Raw genomic sequence first — 21,936 nt, forward strand, 5'->3', positions numbered from 1 at the left:
ACCACCGGTAACAGGGCCGCTACACGGCCCAGCTGCGCACAGCAGGTTACGACGCTGCGCCAGCCACGGATCGCAATTGCCGATCCGGTGTACCGCACACCAGCAGGGAGCATGCATGGACAACATCGTCGTCGCCGACAAGCAATCCGCAGTCGCCACCCAGAGCGCCTTCGGCAATATCACGCTCAATAGCCCAGGTGTCGTGCAGATGCCGGTGGCCCCGGACCAGGTGGCTACCGTCACCCGGCGTGGCCAGGACCTGATCGTCACGCTGAAATCCGGGGAAAAGGTCACTGTCGGCAACTTCTTTGCCGTGGACCAGGCCGGCGTCGGCAGTGACATGGTCTTCGTCGGCGAAGACGGGACCTTGTGGCACGCCAACTACGATGCCGCGGCGTTCACCGGCTTTACCTTCGAGGAAGTGGCCTCCCTCGATGAACTGGTCGCCGGGATCGGCGTTGCCGGTAGCGCCACCCCGACCTGGGCGATTGCCGGGCTCGGCCTGCTGGGCGTTGGCGGTGCGGCCGCCGCTGCCGACAATGGCGGCGGCGGTGGCAGCAGCGGTGGTGGCTCCGAACCAGGCGAAACCACACCCCCAGCCACACCCATTGACCTGCTGGTATCGCCAGACGGCCTGCGCCTGACGGGCCGCGGCGAGGCCGGTTCCACGGTGAACGTACGTGATGCGGCTGGCAATCTGATCGGCAGCGGTACCGTGGGCAGCGACGGCACGTTCGACATTTCCCTGAACGCTCCCCAGGCCAACGGGCAAAACCTGGATGTAACGCTCACCGATGCCGCTGGCAACACCTCGCAAGCCGGTGTGGTCGCCGCACCGGATACGACGCCTCCTGCGGCCCCTGTCGATTTGCTCATCAACGAGCAAGGCACCATCCTTACCGGCCGTGCCGAGGCGGGCTCCACCGTGCAAGTGCTTGGCGCTGACGGTGTATTGCTGGGTACTGCCGTGGCAGGCGCCGACGGTCAGTTCAGTGTCACCCTGCAACCCTCGCAGACCGACGGCCAGGCGTTGCAGGTCACGGCCCAGGATGCTGCGGGCAACACCTCGAGCGCAGCCGCCATCACTGCACCGGATGATGGCATCGGCAACCCGCCCGACATCACCCCACCCGACGCCCCGAGCAACCTGGTAATCGGCCTGGCCGGTCGGCAACTGAGCGGCCAGGGCGAAGCCGGGACCACCGTGCAGGTACGCGACGCCAACGGCAATGTGCTGGCCTCTGGCACGGTCAACCCCGACGGTACCTTCCAGCTGACCCTCGACCCGCCTGTGAACGATGGCAGCACCTTGCAAGTGGTGCTCACCGACGCGGCCGGCAACGTCTCGCAACCCGGCTCGGTGACTTCGGCCGACCTGCAGCCCCCTGCGCAACCTACCGACCTGGCCCTGGCCGACGGCGTCACCCTGACCGGTCGCGGCGAGCCCGGCGCCACCGTACAGGTGCGCGATGCCAATGGCACCGTGATCGGTAGCGGCCTGGTCGGCGTGGACGGCGGCTTTAGCCTGACCCTCTCGCCTGCCCAGGCCAATGGCCAGACGCTGGACGTGCGCCTGGTCGATGCTGCCGGCAACAGTTCCACACCGCTTGAATTCGACGCGCCCGATACCACGCCACCGGCTGCGGTCAGTGATGTCGTGGTCGGCGCGGGCGGCTCGCTGCTCAGTGGCCGTGGCGAAGCCGGTGCCACGGTCGAAGTGCGCGATGGCAACGGCAACCTGATCGGCAGTGGCGTAGTCACCGCCAACGGCACCTTCCTGCTCGACCTTGCCCCAGCCGCGCAACCCGGCGCGCAACTGAACATTCTGCAGACCGACCCCAGCGGCAACGCCTCCGCGCCTGTGCAATTCGAAGTTCCGCTGACCCCCGCGCCGGACAGCCCGAGCAATCTGGTCATCGCTGCCGATGGCAGCAGCATCAGCGGCAGCGCGCCTGTCGGCAGCCGTGTCGAAGTCCGTGACGCCGATGGCACCCTGATCGGTACCGTGGTGGCCGGCCTGGACGGCACTTTCAGCATCCCGCTCGCGCCGCCTCAGGCCAATGGCGAACTGCTCGACGTGGTGGCCATCGACGGCAGCGGTGCATCATCACTGCCCGCGCAGGTCAGCGCACCGGACATCACCGCCCCGGCAATCCCCAGCGAACTGGCCGTCAGTGCGGACGGCAGCACGGTCACCGGGCGCGCCGAGCCTGGCAGCACGGTGCGCGTGCTCGCCGCCGACGGCACCACGCTGTTGGGCAGCGCCGTGGTTGGTGCGACGGGTGTCTTCAGCATCACCCTCGACCCGCCTCAAATCGATGGCGAACAACTGCAAGTCACTGCCACCGATGCCGCTGGCAATGCCTCTACGGCTGGCAACGTCACCGCGCCGGACATCGACGGAGGCGACATCACGCCACCCGATGCCCCATCTGACCTGGCAATCGGCCTGGCCGGCCAGCAGATCAGCGGCCGTGGTGAGGCCGGCACCACCGTGCAGGTACGCGACGCCAACGGCAATGTGCTGGCCGCCGGCACGGTCAACCCCGACGGTACCTTCCAGCTGACCCTCGACCCGCCTGTGAACGATGGCAGCACCTTGCAAGTCGTGCTCACCGACGCGGCCGGCAACGTCTCGCAACCCGGCTCGGTGACTTCGGCCGACCTGCAGCCCCCTGCGCAACCTACCGACCTGGCCCTGGCCGACGGCGTCACCCTGACCGGTCGCGGCGAGCCCGGCGCCACCGTGCAGGTACGCGATGCCAATGGCACCGTGATCGGTAGCGGCCTGGTCGGCGTGGACGGCAGCTTCAGCCTGACCCTCTCGCCTGCCCAGGCCAATGGCCAGACGCTCGACGTGCGCCTGGTCGATGCTGCCGGCAACAGTTCCACACCGCTTGAATTCGACGCGCCCGATACCACGCCACCGGCTGCGGTCAGTGATGTCGTGGTCGGCGCGGGCGGCTCGCTGCTCAGTGGCCGTGGCGAAGCCGGTGCCACCGTCGAAGTGCGCGATGGCAACGGCAACCTGATCGGCAGTGGCGTAGTCACCGCCAACGGCACCTTCCTGCTCGACCTTGCCCCAGCCGCGCAGCCTGGCGCGCAACTGAACATTCTGCAGACCGACCCCAGCGGCAACGCCTCCGCGCCTGTGCAATTCGAGGTTCCGCTGACCCCCGCACCGGACAGCCCGAGCAATCTGGTCATCGCTGCCGATGGCAGCAGCATCAGCGGCAGCGCGCCTGTCGGCAGCCGTGTCGAAGTGCATGACGCCAACGGCACACTGGTCGGCAGCGTCGTGGTCGGCGCCGAAGGCACCTTCACCCTCGTACTCAATCCAGCCCAAGCCAATGGCGAGCTGCTGGACGTAACGGCAGTCGACGGCAGCGGCGCATCGTCCCTGCCGGCCCAGGTCAGCGCTCCCGACATCACCGCCCCTACGGCGCCGTCCGACCTTGCGATCAGCGCTGATGGCAGCGTGGTCAGCGGGCGCGCCGAGCCGGGCAGCACCGTGCGCATTCTTGCCGCCGATGGCACGACGTTGCTCGGCAGCGCCGTAGTCGGTGCCAGCGGCGCCTTCAGCATCACGCTTTCACCTGCGCAGGTCGATGGCGAGCAACTGCAGGTCACGGCCACCGATGCAGCTGGCAATGCCTCCACGGCCGGCAACGTCACTGCGCCGGACATCGACGGCGGCGGCGACACCACCCCTCCCGCGCCAGCCAGCGACCTGCTGATCAGCACTGACGGTCGCACCGTGTCGGGGCGTGGCGAGGCTGGGGCCACGGTCAACGTGCTGAACGATCAGGGCCAGATTGTCGGGACCGGTACCGTGCTGCCCGATGGCAGCTTTACCCTGCAATTGAACGCAGCGGTGGTCGATGGCTCGTCCCTGCAGGTGACCTTGACCGACGCAGCGGGCAATGTGTCCACGCCGAGCCCGCTCACCTCTCCAGACCTGGTCGCTCCCAGGCAACCCACCGGGCTAAGCCTGGTTGATGGCGAAACCCTGGCAGGCAGCGCCGAGCCTGGCGCCCGCGTAGAGGTGCGTGACGCCAACGGCGCCCTGATCGGTAGCGGTATCGTCGCGCCGGACGGCAGCTTCAGCCTCACCCTCGACCCACTGCAAGCCAATGGCGAAGCGCTGAGCATTCGCGTCATCGATGCCACCGGCAACAGCTCTGCGCCGCTGAGCTATGACGCCCCGGACATCACTGCCCCGGGCATCATCACCAACGTCGTGGCCGGGGCGGGTAGCCAGGTGATTTCCGGTCGCGGCGAAGTCGGCGCCAGCGTTGAGGTACGCGATGCCAACGGCAATGTCATCGGCACCGGCACGGTGGCCGCCAATGGTACCTTCCTGATCACGCTGGATGCGCCGGTAAACGCGGGCGAGTCGATCGTGTTGGTGCAGACCGATGCCGCAGGCAACCCCTCGGTCGGGCTCACTGTCATCGTGCCGCAAACTCCGTTACCGGAAAGCCCGGCCGGGTTGCTGGTGGCCGCCGACGGGTCGTCCGTCAGCGGCACTGCTCCGGTAGGCAGCCTGGTGGAAGTGCGTGATGCCCAGGGCACTGTGTTGGGCAGCGTGCAGGTCGGCAACGATGGCACCTTCAGCATCGGCCTTACCCCGCCTCAGGCCAACGGCGAACTGCTCGACGTGGTGGCCATCGACGCCGACGGCAACAGCTCGTTGCCGACTCAAGTCGGCGCTCCGGATATCACGCCACCGAACGAGGCCACCGACCTGGTGCTGAGTGCCGACGGCGTGACCCTGACCGGCCGCGGCGAGCCCGGTACCAGCGTACAGATCAGCAACGCGCAAGGTACCGTGCTGGGCACTGCCGTGGTCGGGACGAACGGCGTTTTCACTGTCACGCTCACGCCGGCTCAGACCGATGGCCAGGAGATCGACGTGGTGCTGCGTGACGCCGCTGGCAACAGCTCTACCGCCACCCTCACCGCGCCCGACCTGGATGGCCCGCTGCAACCTTCCGGATTGGCCATCGACAGCGCCGGCCTTCATCTGACCGGCAGCGGCCAGTCCGGCTCGACAGTCACCGTGCGCGCGGCCGACGGCAGCGTGCTGGGCACCGCGAAAGTCGGTGCCGACGGCCGCTTCGACGTCACCCTCAACCAACCGCAGCGCAATGGCGAAAGCCTGTCCGTCGAGGCCACCGACAGCCTCGGCAACAGCGCTGGCCCCGTCGATTTCACCGCCCCCGACAGCACACCGCCGCAGGTGGTCGGCGCGCCCACCATCGATATCACGGGCACCACCGTCACCGGCAGCGGCGAGGTGGGCGCCACGGTCACCGTGCGCGGCCCTGATGGCAGCGTGTTGGGTACCGCCGTGGTCGCCGGCAACGGCAGCTTCGAGGTCACCCTGAGCCCGGCGCAAATCAATGGCCAGGCGTTGACCGTGGAGCAGCGCGACCCCACCGGCAACGTCTCGGCAGCCGTCGACCTGGCAGCGCCGGACAGCCAGGCCCCCGGCACGCCAGGCGGCTTGACCCTGTCCGCCGATGGCACGGTGGTGACCGGCACCGGTGAGCCCGGCGCCCAGGTACGGGTCACCGGCACACTTGGCGCAGTGCTGGGAACTGCCGTGGTACAAGCCGATGGCAGCTTCAGCGTGACCATCGACCCACCGCAGCTCAATGGCCAGACGCTTGCGGTCACCCAGGCCGATGCCACTGGCAACACCTCCGGTGCTGGCACCCTTACTGCCAACGACCTGGAAGCACCCGCACCTGCTCAAGGCCTGGGCCTGAGCGGGGACGGCAGCACCCTCACCGGCCAGGGCGAACCCGGCGCCACCGTGGAGGTTCGGGATGCAAATGGGCAACTGCTGGGTGATGCCGTGGTACAAGGTGACGGCAGCTTCAGCGTCACCCTGAGCCCCGTGCAGACCAACGGCGAGATACTGTCGGTGATACAGATCGACAACGCCGGGCATGCCTCGCCATCGGTCCCCTTCACCGCCGACGACAGTACCGGTCCGGCAACGCCGATCGGCCTGCAGGTCAGCGCCGACGGCACAACGCTGCAAGGCAGCGGGGAAGTCGGCTCGACCGTCGAAGTACGCAATGCCAACGGCGACCTGCTGGGTACGGTCGTGGTCCCGGTGGGCGGCATCTTCAGTGTGCCACTGGCGCCTGCGCAACTGGACGGCCAAGTGCTCGCGGTCACCCTGACCGATGCCGCTGGCAATCCGTCCACAGCGGGCCAGGCGACGGCACCGGATCTCACGCCACCGGCATTGCCCACCGACGTGGCGGTCAGCGCCGATGGCAGCGCGGTCACTGGCAACGCACCGGGTGCAAGCTCGGTGACGGTGACCACGCCTGACGGCACGTTGATCAGCGTGCCGGTGAACGGCGACGGAACGTTCAGCGTACCGTTGGCACCTGCGCTGACCAATGGCGAAACGGTAACCGTCGTGGTCGCCGATGACGCCGGCAACACCACCGCAGCGTCGAGCGCCACCGCGCCAGATTCCACACCACCCGCGCCTGCCACCGACCTCACCGTCAGCCCGGATGGCGGCACCATCGGCGGAACCGCCGAACCTGGCACCACGGTCATCATCCGCGATGGTACAACCGAGTTGGGTACCGGCACGGCTGGCCCGGACGGCACCTTCGTGATCGACATCACACCGCCACTTGCCAGCGGCGATACGGCTCAGGTGGTGGTGCGCGACGGCGGCGGCAACGAGACGTCAGTCAACGTAGCCGGCCCGGATGGCACGGAAGTGGCCACGCCGAGCGCCCTGTCGATCAGCGCCGACGGCTTCCTGCTCACCGGCGAAGGCACCGTAGGCTCGCTGATTACCGTCACCTCCGCCGGTACCACGCTGGGCACCGCAACGGTGGGCAGCGACGGCATCTTCCGGGTGTTCTTCAGCACTGCCCAGCTCAATGCCCAAACACTGCAAGTGAGCGCCCGTCTGTCGGTGGGCGGCAAGCCGTCGATCCCGGCCACAGTGGTGGCAGAAGACACCACCGCACCCGACGCGCCCAATCAGCTCGCCATCGACCGCAGCGGCAGCACCCTCACCGGCCATGGTGAAGTCGGTGCCACCGTCCGCGTTGTGGATGCCCAAGGCACCCTGCTGGGGACTGCGACCGTGGGCAGCAACGGGCTGTTCAGCGTCAGCCTGGTACCGCCGCAAGCCAACGGCCAGAACCTCACCATCACCCAGGTCGACGCTGCCGGCAATACCTCGCTTGCTGCAACCCAGCAGGCATTCGACCTGCAAGGGCCAAGCGTTGCCACCGGTCTGAGCCTTAATAGCGCGGCCACCGTGGTCAGCGGCCAGGGCGAAGCCGGCGCGAACGTTATCGTGCGCGATGCAGCGGGTACGATCCTGGCTACTGGCACGGTCAACCAGAATGGCCTATTCCAGATCACCCTGCCCAATGCGCAGACTTCCGGCAGCCCGCTGCAAGTCACCCTCAGCGACGCCGCTGGCAACGTGTCCGGCCCGGCCAGCCTGGCCACGCCAGACCGCACGCCACCGGCGGCGGTCAGCAACGCGCTGCTCAGCGCCGATGGCAGGCAGTTGTCCGGCAGCGGCGAAGTGGGGGCCACCGTGCAGGTGCGCAACGCCGCCGGTACCGTCGTCGGCAGCGCCACCGTCGGTGCCGATGGCCGCTTCACCGTGACCTTCGATACCCCGCAGGCGACCGGCCAGGCCCTCGGCGTCACCCAGCTGGATGCGGCGGGCAATACGTCGCCTGCCGTCAGCCTCTCCACCCCTGACCTGAGCGCGCCGGCCACCCTGACCAATGTAGTGCTCAACAACAACGGCCTCACCCTGACCGGCCTCGGCGAAGCCGGCGCCAGCGTGACCGTGCGCGGGCCCGATGGCACCATCATCGGCACCGGCCAGGTGGCGGCCAACGGCAGCTTCACCCTGACCCTCACCAGCGCGCAGCTCAACGCCCAGCAGCTGAGCGTGACCCAGACCGACGCCGGCAACAACAGCTCGGCCGCCGTTGCGGTCACAGCGCCCGACCTCACGCCGCCTGCAGCACCGACCGCCTTGGCCCTGGCCGCTAGCGGCCTGCAACTGAGCGGCAGTGCCGAAGCCGGCAGTACGGTCACCGTACGCGATGCCGCAGGCAATGTGCTGGGCACCGCTGTGGCCAGCAGCAACGGCACTTTCCAAGTCACCCTCAACAGTGCGCAGACCAACGGCCAGGCCTTGCAGGTGACCGCCCTTGATGCGGCCGGCAATGTGTCGGCGGTCGCACCATTCACCGCTGCCGATGCCACGCCGCCGGCGGCGGTAGCCAATCTGGCCGTCGCCGCCGATGGCTCCACCTTGACCGGTACGGGTGAAGCGGGCGCCACGGTTACGGTACGCGCCCCGGGCGGTGCTGCCATCGGCACCGCCACGGTTGGCGCAGACGGCAACTTTACAGTCACCCTCAGCCCAGCGGCCGTGGTCGGTGAGAGCCTCAGCGTGACCCAGGCCGATGCCGCGCAGAACGTTTCGCCAGTTCAGAACGTGACTGCCCCGGGCAACCTGGCACCCGATGCGCCGGACAACCTGGTGCTGTCGGCCGATGGCCTAGTGGTCACCGGCACTGCCGCCCCTGGCAGTACAGTGAACGTTTACGGCCCCAACGGTGCGCTGCTGGGCACGGCGCCGGTCGGCAACGACGGCAACTTCACCGTCAACCTCGGCAGCGCCCAGGCCAACGGTGAGCTGTTGCATGTCAGCGCCGTGGCCACCGACGGTACCGCGTCGCTGCCAGCCACCTTGCAGGCGCCAGACACTACCGCGCCACAACCGCTTACCAACCTGGTGCTGAGCAACGACGGCCTGACCCTGAGTGGCCGTGGCGAACCGGGCGCCACCGTGACGATAACGGGTCAAGGCGGTGCCGACCTCGGCACCGGCGTGGTGGATGCCAGCGGCAACTTCAGCATTGGCCTGGCCAGCGCGCAGATCAACGGCGAGCAACTGAGCGCGCAGCAAACCGACGCAGCGGGCAACGAGTCCAACAGCGTCAGCCTCACCGCACCTGACCGCGTGGCACCCGATGCCGCCGGCAACCTCGCCTTTGCCAGCGGCGGCAGCCTGCTCAACGGCAGCGGTGAAGCCGGCAGCAACGTCAAGGTGCTGGCTGCAGACGGTACCGTGCTGGGTACAGCGGTGGTGATGGGCGACGGCAGCTTCCAGGTCAGTCTCAATTCACCTCAGGCCAACGGCCAACAGGTGCAGGTGGTGCTGACCGATGCCGCCGGCAACCAGTCGAACCCCAGCGCCATCACCGCGCCGGACACCACGGCCCCCACCGTGCTCACCGAACTGGCGATTTCCAGTGATGGCGTGACCCTCACCGGCCGCGGCGAAGCGGGCGCAACCGTGACCGTGCGCAATGCCAACGGAGACGACATCGGCACGGCGCTGGTGGATGCCAGCGGCCACTTCACCGTCACGCTCAACCCAGCGCTGGGCAACGCCGAACTGCTCAGCCTGAGCCAGGCCGACGTGGCAGGCAACGTGTCGGCGGTAGCAACCTTGCAGACGCCGGACTTCACACCACCAGCCATCCTCACCGATGTGCTCATCAGCACGGACGGCAGCGCCATCACCGGCCGTGGTGAAGTGGGGGCGACGGTCACCGTGACCAATGCCAACGGCGATGTGCTCGGCACCACCCAGGTGCTGGCCGACGGCAGCTTCCGGGTCGAACTGACACCTGCGCAGATCAACCAGCAAGTGCTCTCCGTGCAGCAGGCCGACCCGCCTGGCAACATCAGTGCGCCGGTCACGGTCAATGCCCCGGACCTGACCCCGCCAGCGGCAGCCGCCGAGCTGCACCTCGACGCTGCCGGCACCCAGCTCACGGGCACGGGCGAAGCCGGCACCACCGTGCGCGTGTTCGTCGGCACCCTGGAGGTTGGCACCGCCACGGTCGCCGCCAACGGTACCTTCGTGGTCGACCTGTCGCCGCCGCAACTCAATGGTCAGGTGCTGCAGGTGAGCCTGGTCGATGGCAGCGGCAACGTCTCGCCTATCAGCAACCTGACGGCCATCGATATCACGCCACCGGTGAGCGTGACTGCAACGCTCAACGGCAGCGGCACGCAACTGACCGGTAGCGGAGAAGCCGGCGCGCGCGTCACCGTGGTGAACGACCGTGGCGACCTGGTTGGCCAAGGGGTGATCGATGCCGATGGCACGTTCGTGCTCAACCTCACCACCGCGCAGATCAATGGCCAGGTGCTGACCGTCATTGCCCAGGACCCCACCGGCAACCCATCGGCACCCTTGCAGATCGCCGCACCGGACCTGGTGCCGCCCGCCCAACCTACCGACCTCAGCCTGAACGCAGGGGGTACGCTGTTGAGCGGGACAGGTGAGGTCGGTAGCACCATCACCGTAAGAGGCCCGGACAACGTGGTGGTCGGCACCGTGGTGGTGCACGAGGGCGGTGAGTTCACCGTCAGCCTCACGCCCGCTCAGAACAATGGCCAGCTGCTGACGGCAGTGGCTACTGACGCGGCCGGCAATGCATCGCTGCCCGCGACCTACCAAGGGCTGGACACCGCGCCGCCGGATCTGGTCACCAACATCAACATCAATACCGCCTACAACGTACTGAGCGGGCGTGGCGAGGCCGGCGCGACCGTGACCGTCAGCTTCAATGGCAGCGTGATCGGCACCGGGGTCGTCGCTGCGAACGGCACCTTCCAGGTCGATCTCAGCCCCACTCCCGGCTCGGCTGCGACGCTGGCCATCACCCAAACCGACCCCGCTGGCAACACCTCGGCGGCATTCGCTTACCTGACGCCGCTGATACCGACCCCAGAGCCGCCTACCAGTGCAGTACTCGCTGCAGACGGCCTGACCCTGACCGGGACAGCCGCCACCGGCGCGTCGATTCGCGTGTACGACGCCGTCGGCAACCAGATCGGCAGCGGTTCGGCCAACCTCAATGGCACCTTCACCCTCACGCTCAACAGCCCGCAACTCAATGGCCAAACGCTGTCGGTAACCACTTCGACCCTGCTGGGCGGCGAGTCGCTGCCGCTGATCGTGCAGGCCGCCGACATCACGCCACCGGCCAACCCGATCGTCACCGCGCTGTCGGCCAATGGCCTGGTCCTTACCGGTACCGGTGAAGCCGGTGCCACGGTCACCGTGCGCGATGCCGGCGGCAATGTGCTGGGCACGGCGCTGGTGAATGGCGGTGGGATATTCAGCGTCAACCTGGCCAGCGCGCAACTCAATGGCCAGGTGCTGGGCGTGACCCAGGTCGATGCCGCGCAGAACCCTTCGGGCAGCACCAGCTACACCGCGCCGGACGTGCAGGCTCCCAACGCGCCGACCAACCTGCTGGTAAATGCCGGTGGCACCGTGCTGACGGGTAATGGTGAAGCCGGGGCGACCGTCACCGTCACCGGCCCGAGCGGCGTAGTCGGTACCGCTGTGGTACAAACCAATGGCACTTTCAGTGTCACCCTGACCACCGCGCAGAACGACGGCCAACTGCTCGTCGTGCGCCAGACCGACGCGGGTCAGAACCAGTCCGGCAGCGCCAGCATCACTGCGCCGGATACCACGCCACCCGCCGCACCGGTTGCGGCGATCAACACCAACGGCACCTCGATCAGCGGCTCCGGCCAGATCGGCAGCACCGTCACCGTGCGCAACAGCGCCGGCACGGTGCTCGGCACTGCTACGGTCGGTAGCAACGGCCTGTTCGTGGTCAGCCTGGCCGCCGCGCAAGTGGACAACCAGGCGCTGACCGTCACCTTGACCGACGCCGCCGGCAACACCTCGACCGCCACCGCCCTGACCGCACCGGACATCACCCCGCCTGCGGCCGCCAGCAACCTGGTGATCAGCGCCGACGGCAGCACCCTCACCGGCAGCGGTGAGGCCGGAGCCACCGTCACCGTGCGCAGTTCCGGTGGCCTGGTACAAACCGCCACGGTACAGCCCAACGGCACCTTCAGCGTGACCCTGAGCCCGGCCCAGGACAACGGCCAGACGCTGACGGTGACTCTCACCGACCCGCGCAACAACGTCTCTGGCAACGCCAACATCACCGCCCCGGACGTCGACGCCAACGCCCCAGTGGTCGCCAGCGACAACCTGGTCACCGCCACCGTCAACCTGGCGCCGGTCACTGCCACGCAAACCTACACCGACAGCTTCACCACCCTGCTGTCGGGCTTCAGCAAGACCTACACCTGGACGGTCGCGGCCGGCACCACGGTCGACCCGACCTTGACCCTGACCACCAACAGCGTCCTGGCGCTGCTCAACAACGCTACCTTCACCCTGCAGGTCAAAGATGCCAGCGGCGCCTGGGTGACCATCGCCAACGGCAATACCCAAGGCCTGCTCGACCTGATCGTGTTGCCGATCGGGCTGCAGGTCGACATGGGCAAGCTGCAAGCCGGCGACTATAGGTTGACCGTAGCCAGTGGCGGCATCGGCCTGGTCACGCAAGTCACCACCGCCCTGGATATCGTCGCCACCAGCCTCACCCAGTTCACCGGCACCGGCACGGCCACCACCGGCAACGTCATCACCGACCCGGGCACCGACGGCACCGTCGATACGCTCGGCCCGGACAGCGGCGCCGTGCTGCAGGTGCTGAAGAACGGCAGCTACGTCGCCGCAGGCGCCTCGACCACCGTGCAGGGCCTGTACGGCACCTTGGTGATCAGCGCCAACGGCAGCTACACCTACACGCCGAACGGCAGCCCCTCCAGCGTCGGCAAGGTGGACGTGTTCAGCTACCAGTTGGTGCACGGCAACGGCCTGACCGATGCCGCCAACCTCTACGTGCGCATCGACAGCCCGCAAGCCACGGAGATCTGGAGCGACAGCAACCTCAGCGCGCCGGCCACCGTGGTGGATGCGGTCAACGACATCGACAGCAGCAACATCAGCCTGGCTAACCGTGTCGATACCAGCAGCGCCACACTTGGCTCGCTGACCCTGCCGCTGATCGGCTCACGCCAGGCGACCTACACCACCACCGTCGGCGCCGACACCACGGCCAACCTGCAAGTGGTGGTCAACTCCACCAACCTGCTGGGCCTGCTCAACGGCACCACCATCGAGCTGCTCAAGCTCAACACCACGACCGGCCAGTACGTGCTGGTGCAGTCGGTGCCCGGTGGCTCGCTGATCAGCCTGCTTGGGGGTGGCGCCGCCTATACCTTCCAGAATCAGGCGGCGGGCACTTACCACATCCGCGTGACCGCCGGCGGCATCGGCCTGGCCAGTTCGATTACCACCAGCCTCAACACCACTACCACGCACCTCAATGACTTCGTGGTCAGCAGCTACACCCCGGTGACCGGCAACCTGTTGACCGACACTTCCGGCGGCACGGCCGACAACCTTGGCTCGACGCTCACCGTGCTGAGCATTCTGGTGGCGGGCAACACCTACGCCATCCCCGGCTACAACGGGCTCAGCGTGGCCGGCACCTACGGCTCGCTGCTGGTGCATGCGGACGGCAGCTACACCTACACCCTCAACAGCGGGCTGACCTCAGCGGTGATCGGCCAGCACGACACCTTCACCTACCAACTGACCCACCCCAACGGCAGCACCGACACCGCCACGCTGACCGTCAACCTGGACAACGCCGCCGGTCTGTTCAGCACCACCTCGCTGCTGGCCGACAGCAGTGACGAGGGTGTTGCCACGCTTGCGGCAGCGTCCAGCGAGGTGCTTGCCGGCACCGACGGCAATGACCATCTGGTCGGCAGCCAGGGCGGCCACATCACCCTGGAAGGCGGCGCCGGTAACGACATCCTCGAAGTGGTCGACCAGAACTTCGCCAGCGTCGATGGCGGCAGCGGCACCGACACCCTGTTGTGGGGCGGTGGCGATGCCAGCATCGACCTCGGCAACCTGGTCGGGCGTGTTCACGACATCGAGGTCATCGACCTCAACGACACCAGCGCCGTGGCGCTGACCCTCAACCTCGCCGACGTGGTGGCGATCACCGAAACCAGCAACAACACCCTGCTGATCAAGGGTGATGACCAGGATTCGGTGCACATGACCGACACCTGGAGCCTGACCGGTAACCAGACTGCCGACGGCATCGACTATAACCAATACACGGCCCAGGAGGATCCGAGCCACCACCTGTGGGTACAAAACGGCATCCATGTCGTCTGAGGCCGCAGTAACCCGCCGGGCGCCACGCCCGGCGGCAAGGACGATCAGCAGTAAGGGAACTCTGTGAAGCGAAGCAGTCCGCTGTCACCGCTGTTGCTGGGCGCCTTCGGGCTCCTGGCGTTGAACCTCCACCCGGTTGCACACGCAGCCGACGACATAGACCCCACACTGCGCAGCATCGGGCCGTCACTGTTACGTGACGCGCCCGACGCCATCCCCGCCCGCCCACCGTCCGGCCAGGCCGCCAGCAATGGCGACCGGCTGGGGCTGAGCGAGGCGGTGCTGGCAGCCGCGCAGTGGCACCCGAGCATCGCCGAAGCCATCGGCAACCTGTACAAGCAAGGCGAAGGCATCAACGTCGCCCGCGCCGGCTACTACCCGCAGATTTCCGGGGGCATCCGCACCGGCTACGACACCGGCTACGGCGGCGACCGCAGCAGCCAGGCGGTGAACCTGTCGTTGAAACAGATGCTCTACGACTTCGGCAAGGTCGACAGCGCCGTGGATGCCGCCCACGCGGCCGCCGCCCGCGCCCAGGCCAACATCCTGCTGGTGGTCGACGACCTGGCCCGCGACACCGCCTACGCCTGGATCGAAACCCGCCGCTACGAACAACTCATGGTGATTGCCCGCGACCAGATTCGCGGCGTCGGCGACATCGCCAGCATGGCCCGCCAGCGCAGCGACATGGGCGCCAGCACCCGCTCCGACCTGGTGCAGGCCGAGTCGCGCGTGGAGGCTGCGCGCGCAACGCTGGAGGAATACCAGGCGCAGTACGAGCGCTGGCGCTCGACTCTCGCCGCCTTGCTGGGCCGCGTATCGCCCCCGGCCCTGGCCGAAGAATCGCCACCGGAACTCGCCCAGTCCTGCAAGCGCCCAGCCAACGGCGACGACCGCCTGCCCGCCGTGCTCATGGCCCTGGCATTGCGTGCGCAGTCCCAGGCCGAGCTGGCCCAGGCCAAGGCCGAGGCCTACCCGACGCTGTCGCTGCAGCCGCAGGTCAATCATTATCTGGACGACGACTACAACCGCGACAACAACCGCATCGACCGCACCCAGGCGGGCATCTACCTCAACGTAGAAGTGCCGATCTACCAAGGTGGCGCCATCAGCGCCCGCAGCCGCGCCGCCGGGCACGCCCTGACCGCCGCCGACTCGGCCGAAGACGCCGCCCGCCTGCAGGCACGCCGTGGGCTGGCCGAAGCCATGGCGCAGACCTCAGGGCTGGGCCGCCGCCTGAACTCGCTGGAAGCGCGCCAGACCAGCATCCAGGAAGCCCGCGTGCTGTACGGCCGGCAATACCTGGACCTGGGCACGCGCCCGCTGCTCGACCTGCTCAACGCCGAGCAGGAAATCTACCAGTCGCGCTTCGAACTCGCCGGCACGCGCTCCGACCTGCTGCGCCTGGATGTCGACTGCCTGTACAACACCGGCGCCCTGCGCATGGCCTTCGGCCTTGAAGGGCGCAACCTGCAAGGGGTGGAAATCGAGCCATGAACGATACCGTCAACCTGAGCCAAGCCAGCCAACAGCCCGCCGAACAGGCAGTGGTCCATCGCCCGGACCTCGGTCCGTGGCTAGAGGTGATGCTGCAGGTCGCCCACCACTATCGCCTGGATGTCTCGCCCCAGCGCATTCGCCTGGCCGCCGTGGAAGATGCCCGCCCGCTCGACGAAATCCTCCGCCACATGGCGTCCCAGGCAGGTTTGGCACTGCGCTTCGTGCGCTTCGACGCCAAAGCCCTGAAGCAATGGCGCACGCCACTGGTGCTTGAGCTCGACGACGGCCAGCTGGCCGTGGTCGAGGCGGTGACCGAGGAAAACGAACTGGCCGTGGTGTTCGCCGGTGACCAGAGCCTGACCTCGCGCCTGCCCCGCGAAGCCCTCGAAGGGCGCATCAACCGCGTGGCGCTGATGCGCCCGGCGCGGCCGTTGCGCGACGTGCGCACCGACGACTACACCGCGCCTTACGACCGCCATTGGTTCGCCCGTATCGTCCTGCGTGACCTGCGCCCATATGGCCAAGTGATGGTCGCCTCCTTGGTGGCCAACGTACTGGCATTGGCTGGCGTGCTGTTTTCCATGCAGGTATACGACCGGGTGATCCCCGCCGAATCCCTGCCGACGTTGTATGTGCTGTTCGGCGGCGTGGTGCTGGCGCTGGTATTCGATTTCAGCATGCGCCTGCTGCGCCTGAAGGTCACCGACCTGCTCGGCAAACGCGCCGACCTGCGCGTGTCGGACCTGGTCTACGGCCATGCCCTGCGCCTGCGGAATTCAGCGCGGCCAAAATCCACCGGCTCGTTCATCTCGCAACTGCGCGAGCTGGAATCGATCCGCGACCTGATCACCTCCAGCACCGCCACAGCGCTGGCCGACCTGCCGTTCTTCCTGCTGTTCCTGTTCGTGTTCTGGCTGATCGGCGGCGTGCTGGTGTTCATCCCGCTGGTGGCGCTGCTGGCGATGGTCATCCCCGGCCTGTTGGCGCAACGCCGCCTGGCGCGTCTGGCCAACGCCTCGATGCGCGAATCGTCGCTGCGCAACGCCATGCTGGTGGAAAGCATCCAGGGCCTGGACGAGATCAAGGCGCTGCAGGCCGAGGCGCGTTTCGAGCGCCAATGGAACCAGTACAACGCCGCCTGCGCGCACACCAACCTGCACCTGCGCACCTTGACCAATGGCCTGGTGACCTGGACCCAGAACGTTCAAGGCGCGGTGTTTGCCGTGGTGATCGTCATCGGCGCACCGATGGTGATTGCGGGCGACCTCACCACCGGTAGCCTGGTGGCCGCGTCCATGCTGTCCTCACGGATGATGGCGCCGCTGGCCCAACTGACCCACGTGCTGACCCGCTGGCAACAAGCCAAGGTCGCGCTGCAGGGCCTGGACAAGCTGATGCAGTCGCCGGTCGACCATCCTGAAGGCGAAGCCCGCGTGCACCTGCCGGCCATCCGCGGCGAATTCAAGCTGCGCCAGGCCAACTTCCGCTATGACCCCGAGGCGCCACCGGTGCTGAACATCGGCCAGCTGGATATCCAACCGGGCGAACGCATCGCCGTGCTGGGCCGCAACGGCGCCGGCAAGTCGACCCTGCTGCAAGCGCTGGGCGGCGCCATGGACCTGGTGCAAGGTGAAGTCACCTTGGACGGCATCGCCATGGCCCACCTCGATCCGGCCGACCTGCGCCGTGACGTTGGCCTGCTACCTCAATACGCGCGGCTGTTCCACGGCACCCTGCGCGAAAACCTCACCCTCGGCGCAGGCCAGGCCAGCGACCAGGAACTGGTGGCCGCCCTGGCCGCTACCGGCGCCCTGGACTTCGTGCGCCGCCTGCCCAAGGGCATGGACCACCTGATCCTCGAAGGCGGGGTAGGTCTATCTGGCGGGCAACGCCAGGCGCTGGTGCTGTCGCGCCTGCTGGTGCGCCAGCCGCAGGTGCTGCTGCTCGACGAACCCACCGCCTCGCTCGACGACATGACCGAGCGCAAGCTGCTGGATAACCTCGACCGCTTCTGCCAGGGCCGTACGCTGGTGATCGCCACCCACCGCTTGAGCGTGCTGCAACGGGTCGAGCGGATCATCGTGCTCGACGGCGGGCGCATCGTCATCGACGACAAGCGCGACGCCGCGCTGGCCAAACTGCAAGGAGCGCAGGCATGAGCAACCACGAACTCCCCGCCTCGTACCTCGATGGCCAGGATGACCAGGCCGTCCTGCGGGCCGGCCGCATCATCACCCTCTGCGCGCTGATGCTGGTCGCCTTCATCGGTTGGGCCGCCTGGTTCGAGGTGACCGAAGTGTCCACGGGCACCGGCAAGGTGATCCCAAGCTCCCGCGAACAGGTGATCCAGTCGTTCGAAGGCGGCATCGTCGCCGAAATGAACGTCGGCGAAGGCGACCTGGTCGAGCGCGGCCAGGTGCTGGCCCAGCTTGACCCGACCAAGACCGCCTCCAGCGTCGGCGAGAGCGAAGCCAAGTACAGGGCAGCCAAGGCCAGCGTGGCGCGGCTGCGCGCCGAAGTCGCTGGCAAGCCGCTGGTATTCCCCGACAGCCTGCACGATTCGCCCGACCTGATCGAGGCCGAAACCGCGCTGTATCAGACCCGCCGCCGCGGCCTGGAGCAAACCCTGGCCGGCATCGAGGATTCGCTGCGGCTGGTGCGCAGCGAACTGAAGATCACCGAAAACCTGGCCAAGATGGGCGCCTCCAGCCGGGTCGAGGTGATCCGCCTGAACCGTCAGCGCTCGGAACTTGAGCTCAAGGCCAACGAAGCCCGCTCCGATTACCTGGTACGCGCGCGGGAAGAGCTGGCCAAGGCCAGTGCCGAAGCCGATAGCCTCTCAGAGGTCATCCGTGGGCGCAGCGATTCGCTGACCCGCCTGACCCTGCGCTCACCGGTGCGCGGCATCGTCAAGGATATCGAGGTCAATACCCTCGGCGGCGTGGTGCAGCCTGGTGGACAGGTGATGAAGATCGTGCCGATGGATGAACGCTTGCTGGTCGAAACGCGCATCGCGCCACGGGATATTGCGTTCATCCACCCCGACCAGGCGGCCAAGGTGAAGATCAGCGCCTATGACTATTCGGTGTACGGCGGGCTGGAAGGCAAGGTAGTGGGGATTTCACCGGATACCTTGCAGGACGAGGTGAAACCGGAGATCTACTACTACCGGGTGTTCATCCGCACCGAGCAGGACAGCTTGCAGAACAAGGCAGGCAAACACTTCGCGATCGTACCGGGGATGGTGGCCACTGTGGATATTCGCACGGGTGAGAAGACCATTCTCGACTACCTGATCAAGCCGCTGAACCGGGCCCGGGAAGCACTGCGCGAACGCTAGGTTTGCAGGCCCCTCGAACAGTTGCCCGGCCCCTCATGAGGTTGACCGGGCAACTATTTCAACAGCCCATTACCACGTTTTTGCTTAGCTGATGTCTACGTCGAGAATAACTTTACTAGACAATTTTCCGCCGTTGACGTTGTAACCCAAGCTTATCTTTCGATGGTTGTACTTGCGTAAAAGGTCCGCGGCAAAGTACACCTTAAGACCTTTGTCTTTTTCCACCACCGAAACTTCTGGACTAAGGTACTCGCCCTCGCGCTCATTATCTGCACTTCCAATCCACAGTTTGATGCGCTGGCCTATTGCCCAACCACTGTACGGACAGATTTGAGCCTCCAACTTCCCACCTACCAAAGAGGTGTTTTTAATTTTGCGCTGATGGATATATAAAACGTCAAGGGGGGGTAGGTTCGAGCTTTGATTATCAGCCATGATTATCTCTCTTCATTCGCTACATTAAGAAAACAGGCAAACTGACATCCACCTGTCAATTCGGGGTCAGTTACCTCTGTCATGGATATGATTCAGTTGATCGGGCATACACCCCCGGCTATGTTCACCGCGCAGTAGATCCAGCGTCTTTCGGCATCAGTGGCGCCGACATCCGTGATCAACCCATAATCGATCGAGGCAAAACCTGTGCAGATTAGGTTAATTCGGTTCGCATAAGGCACCGGCACATCGATAAAGCCCCGACTCAAATCATTTGGTGTCAACGGGATAGCCGCTGCCACTGGCACTTGTACCCTCGACCCTTCAATAACTGCGCCGAGCCCTACAGTGGGCGTATCCGTCGGGGAAGTGGGATGGACAATGGTGGTATCTGCCGGATCGAGGGTGTAACCGACAAAATCGTAGTAGTATCTAGGGTTGCTAGCCAGTTCGATATTACTGACGCCGGCCAGCGGAATACGGAACACGACCGTGGTTGGCTGTGGTGCAGGGACTGGCAAGCGCCCACTCAGTGGGCCCGGCTGCATCATCCTGCGGGTAATCATATTGTTATTGCGTTCACCGAGCTCATCATCAGCGTCTCCGGTATCGCAACGGGGGACTCGCACGTGTGCGAGCGTGCCACCGCCAGGCAAGGAGGCACCAGAAGCTACCACAACCCTCACACGAGGTGATTCCGAGGTCTCAGTGACCGCGGGCGGGCCAGCGAGAAGCGTTCGGGTCACGGTATACCACAACTCGAAGGTGCCGACGCCCGTCACACCGATGACGGTGTCGAAAGGAACCCCGTAGTCGGTGATGTCAGCATTCTCGCCACCCACCAGGATGTCTCTCGGGGGCATTCTGACCTCAGGGTCGGCAATCGACTGCCAGTGCAGCTGAACCCTGTCGCCAGCCTGCCAGATCACAGCATTATCGGTTGCTCCCAAATGCGGAACGGTGACCGTACCATCCTGGCCATAATCCGCAGCTCTGACAGTATTATCCGGCCCCCCGTTACATACAAATACAGGCGGACGAAGATTGCTATGTACTGGATCTCCCGGGGTCAGGTCCTCGCCGCCTGGCGTCCTAAGATCAACCTGGACAGTAACCTGAGCAGGAAGCGTGGGCACATTATTACGCCGCATCAGCCAACTGACCACGACCGCACCATTGCCTTGCGCCCTGACGGATGCCAGAGGTACATCGAACGTCCACAGTGGATCGTTGCCTTCTTGGCCTGCGACTACGGTATGGGTAAACCGCTGCCCTCCCCACTGCAGTTCAAAGATGTCCCCCGCAATCGCAGGTGCCGCATTGGCGTAGCGCAGAATGTTGACCTGCACAGCCGCGTTGGCATCGGAATAGGTGACAAGACCATCGGCGGCCTCCGGTACCACCGGCGGAAGTATCTCGACCGTCTGCAGACCAACGTTGACCTCCACCGGCTGGGAGATAACGCTAAGGTTGCCGGATTCGTCGAAGACGCGGTACCTGATGTAGCGCGGACCATCACCTGCCGCCTCCAGTGCGCTGCGCGGGGCATTGATGACAGCCCCTAGATCCACGTCGGTAACGCGCTGATCTGTGTCCGCGATCCAGTTGCCCGAAGTCAAATCCGCGGGGTCGGTCCCAATCCAGATCTGCGGGTTGTCGAAGAGTTCGATACGCGCATACGCCCCGATTGCCAGTGGCAGTTGACCACCGACCAGATCGTCCTCGGTGATCCTGACCTGCTGCTCTGGGGTAAGAGCAACGGGTGGCAACACGGTGCCGCCCGGCCGCCGGCGGTCGAATCGCACTTGAAGAGGCGCTATAGAATAAGATTCATCGAAGTTCTGACCATCAACAAGGACGTAATCCAATGTCCCTGTAACGTCCGAGCCCACAACAGGATTGGGATCATGGGGCGGGAAATCAGCAGTTTCAAAGAAGAGCGTATAGATTCGTTGCGTGACATCATTGATGGTCACAAGCGCGCCAATAGGAGCATCATTCCACAGAAGTTGAAGTGTCGATCCTGGCCTAAGTACTACGGTAGGATCGGTAAGGTCAATGACAACTTCGAGCCTGTCCGTCAGAAGCTCAATGGGAATGAAATTTCGCTCCGTATGGCGGCCGGTCACTGTGAATGGCGGTAGCGTAAGTATGTCCATCTAACTATTCCTCAAAATATTGTCATCCAGACGAGTGAGCACGCCAGCTTTAGCACCGCCATGCCGGGCCTGAGATGGCTGCTCGCCAGACATCGAGTGTTCGATGCATGTTTAGCTGCCATGTCAATTTAGGCCTGTTGGCAATTGCTGTAACCTAGCATTTTTGTCAGGTGCGCCTCCTGCTAAAGTCCGTATAGTGATCGTTGCGTTTATGGAAAAGTCATTACCCGGAGCAACTGCAGGAGCCATTGCCGATGCCACGCCAGCGTACGATCAAACTTATCGCGTTGCCTGTCAGTTCAGGCTTGTTGTTTGCCTCTTTGATC

Annotated in this window: 6 protein-coding genes; 4 read left to right on the forward strand and 2 right to left on the reverse strand. The window is 65.8% G+C overall.

The annotated features are described in order from the left end of the window. The first annotated feature begins 115 nt into the window (after positions 1-115). The 4 genes from ACIPZF_RS08405 to ACIPZF_RS08420 all read left to right on the forward strand — a co-directional run bounded on the left by ACIPZF_RS08405 (position 116) and on the right by ACIPZF_RS08420 (position 19,016). Positions 116-14,176 (forward strand): BapA/Bap/LapF family large adhesin, encoded by a 14,061-nt coding sequence (locus ACIPZF_RS08405; protein ID WP_400797592.1) that lies wholly within the window; start codon positions 116-118, stop codon positions 14,174-14,176. A gap of 63 nt (positions 14,177-14,239) precedes the next feature. Next, complete coding sequence (locus tag ACIPZF_RS08410) at positions 14,240-15,673, forward strand: TolC family outer membrane protein (protein WP_400797595.1); 1,434 nt, start codon at positions 14,240-14,242, stop codon at positions 15,671-15,673. Next, positions 15,670-17,835 (forward strand): type I secretion system permease/ATPase, encoded by a 2,166-nt coding sequence (locus ACIPZF_RS08415; protein ID WP_400797598.1) that lies wholly within the window; start codon positions 15,670-15,672, stop codon positions 17,833-17,835. The genes ACIPZF_RS08410 and ACIPZF_RS08415 overlap by 4 nt, the downstream gene beginning before the upstream one ends. Beyond that, positions 17,832-19,016 (forward strand): HlyD family type I secretion periplasmic adaptor subunit, encoded by a 1,185-nt coding sequence (locus ACIPZF_RS08420; RefSeq protein ID WP_400797601.1) that lies wholly within the window; start codon positions 17,832-17,834, stop codon positions 19,014-19,016. The genes ACIPZF_RS08415 and ACIPZF_RS08420 overlap by 4 nt, the downstream gene beginning before the upstream one ends. A gap of 84 nt (positions 19,017-19,100) precedes the next feature. Here the strand turns inward: ACIPZF_RS08420 and ACIPZF_RS08425 are convergent, their stop codons facing one another. Continuing rightward, positions 19,101-19,451 carry a hypothetical protein gene (locus ACIPZF_RS08425; RefSeq protein ID WP_400797604.1) on the reverse strand — a complete coding sequence of 117 codons (351 nt, stop codon included), beginning with the start codon at positions 19,449-19,451 and terminating at the stop codon, positions 19,101-19,103. Positions 19,452-19,543: 92 nt separating this feature from the next. Next, the gene (locus ACIPZF_RS08430; RefSeq protein ID WP_400797606.1) at positions 19,544-21,610 is read right to left on the reverse strand and encodes a hypothetical protein; all 2,067 of its coding nucleotides are present in this window, start codon (positions 21,608-21,610) and stop codon (positions 19,544-19,546) included. Between the last annotated feature and the right edge of the window lie 326 nt (positions 21,611-21,936).

This window comes from Pseudomonas sp. NPDC089752, from assembly GCF_044748725.1.
In the GTDB taxonomy this organism is placed as follows: domain Bacteria; phylum Pseudomonadota; class Gammaproteobacteria; order Pseudomonadales; family Pseudomonadaceae; genus Aquipseudomonas.

Coding starts and splice junctions, on each gene's coding strand:
- ACIPZF_RS08420 (WP_400797601.1), top strand. CDS start 17,832: ATGAGCAACCACGAACTCCCCGCCTCGTACCTCGATGGCCAGGATGAC.
- ACIPZF_RS08415 (WP_400797598.1), top strand. CDS start 15,670: ATGAACGATACCGTCAACCTGAGCCAAGCCAGCCAACAGCCCGCCGAA.
- ACIPZF_RS08405 (WP_400797592.1), top strand. CDS start 116: ATGGACAACATCGTCGTCGCCGACAAGCAATCCGCAGTCGCCACCCAG.
- ACIPZF_RS08430 (WP_400797606.1), bottom strand. CDS start 21,610: ATGGACATACTTACGCTACCGCCATTCACAGTGACCGGCCGCCATACG.
- ACIPZF_RS08425 (WP_400797604.1), bottom strand. CDS start 19,451: ATGGCTGATAATCAAAGCTCGAACCTACCCCCCCTTGACGTTTTATAT.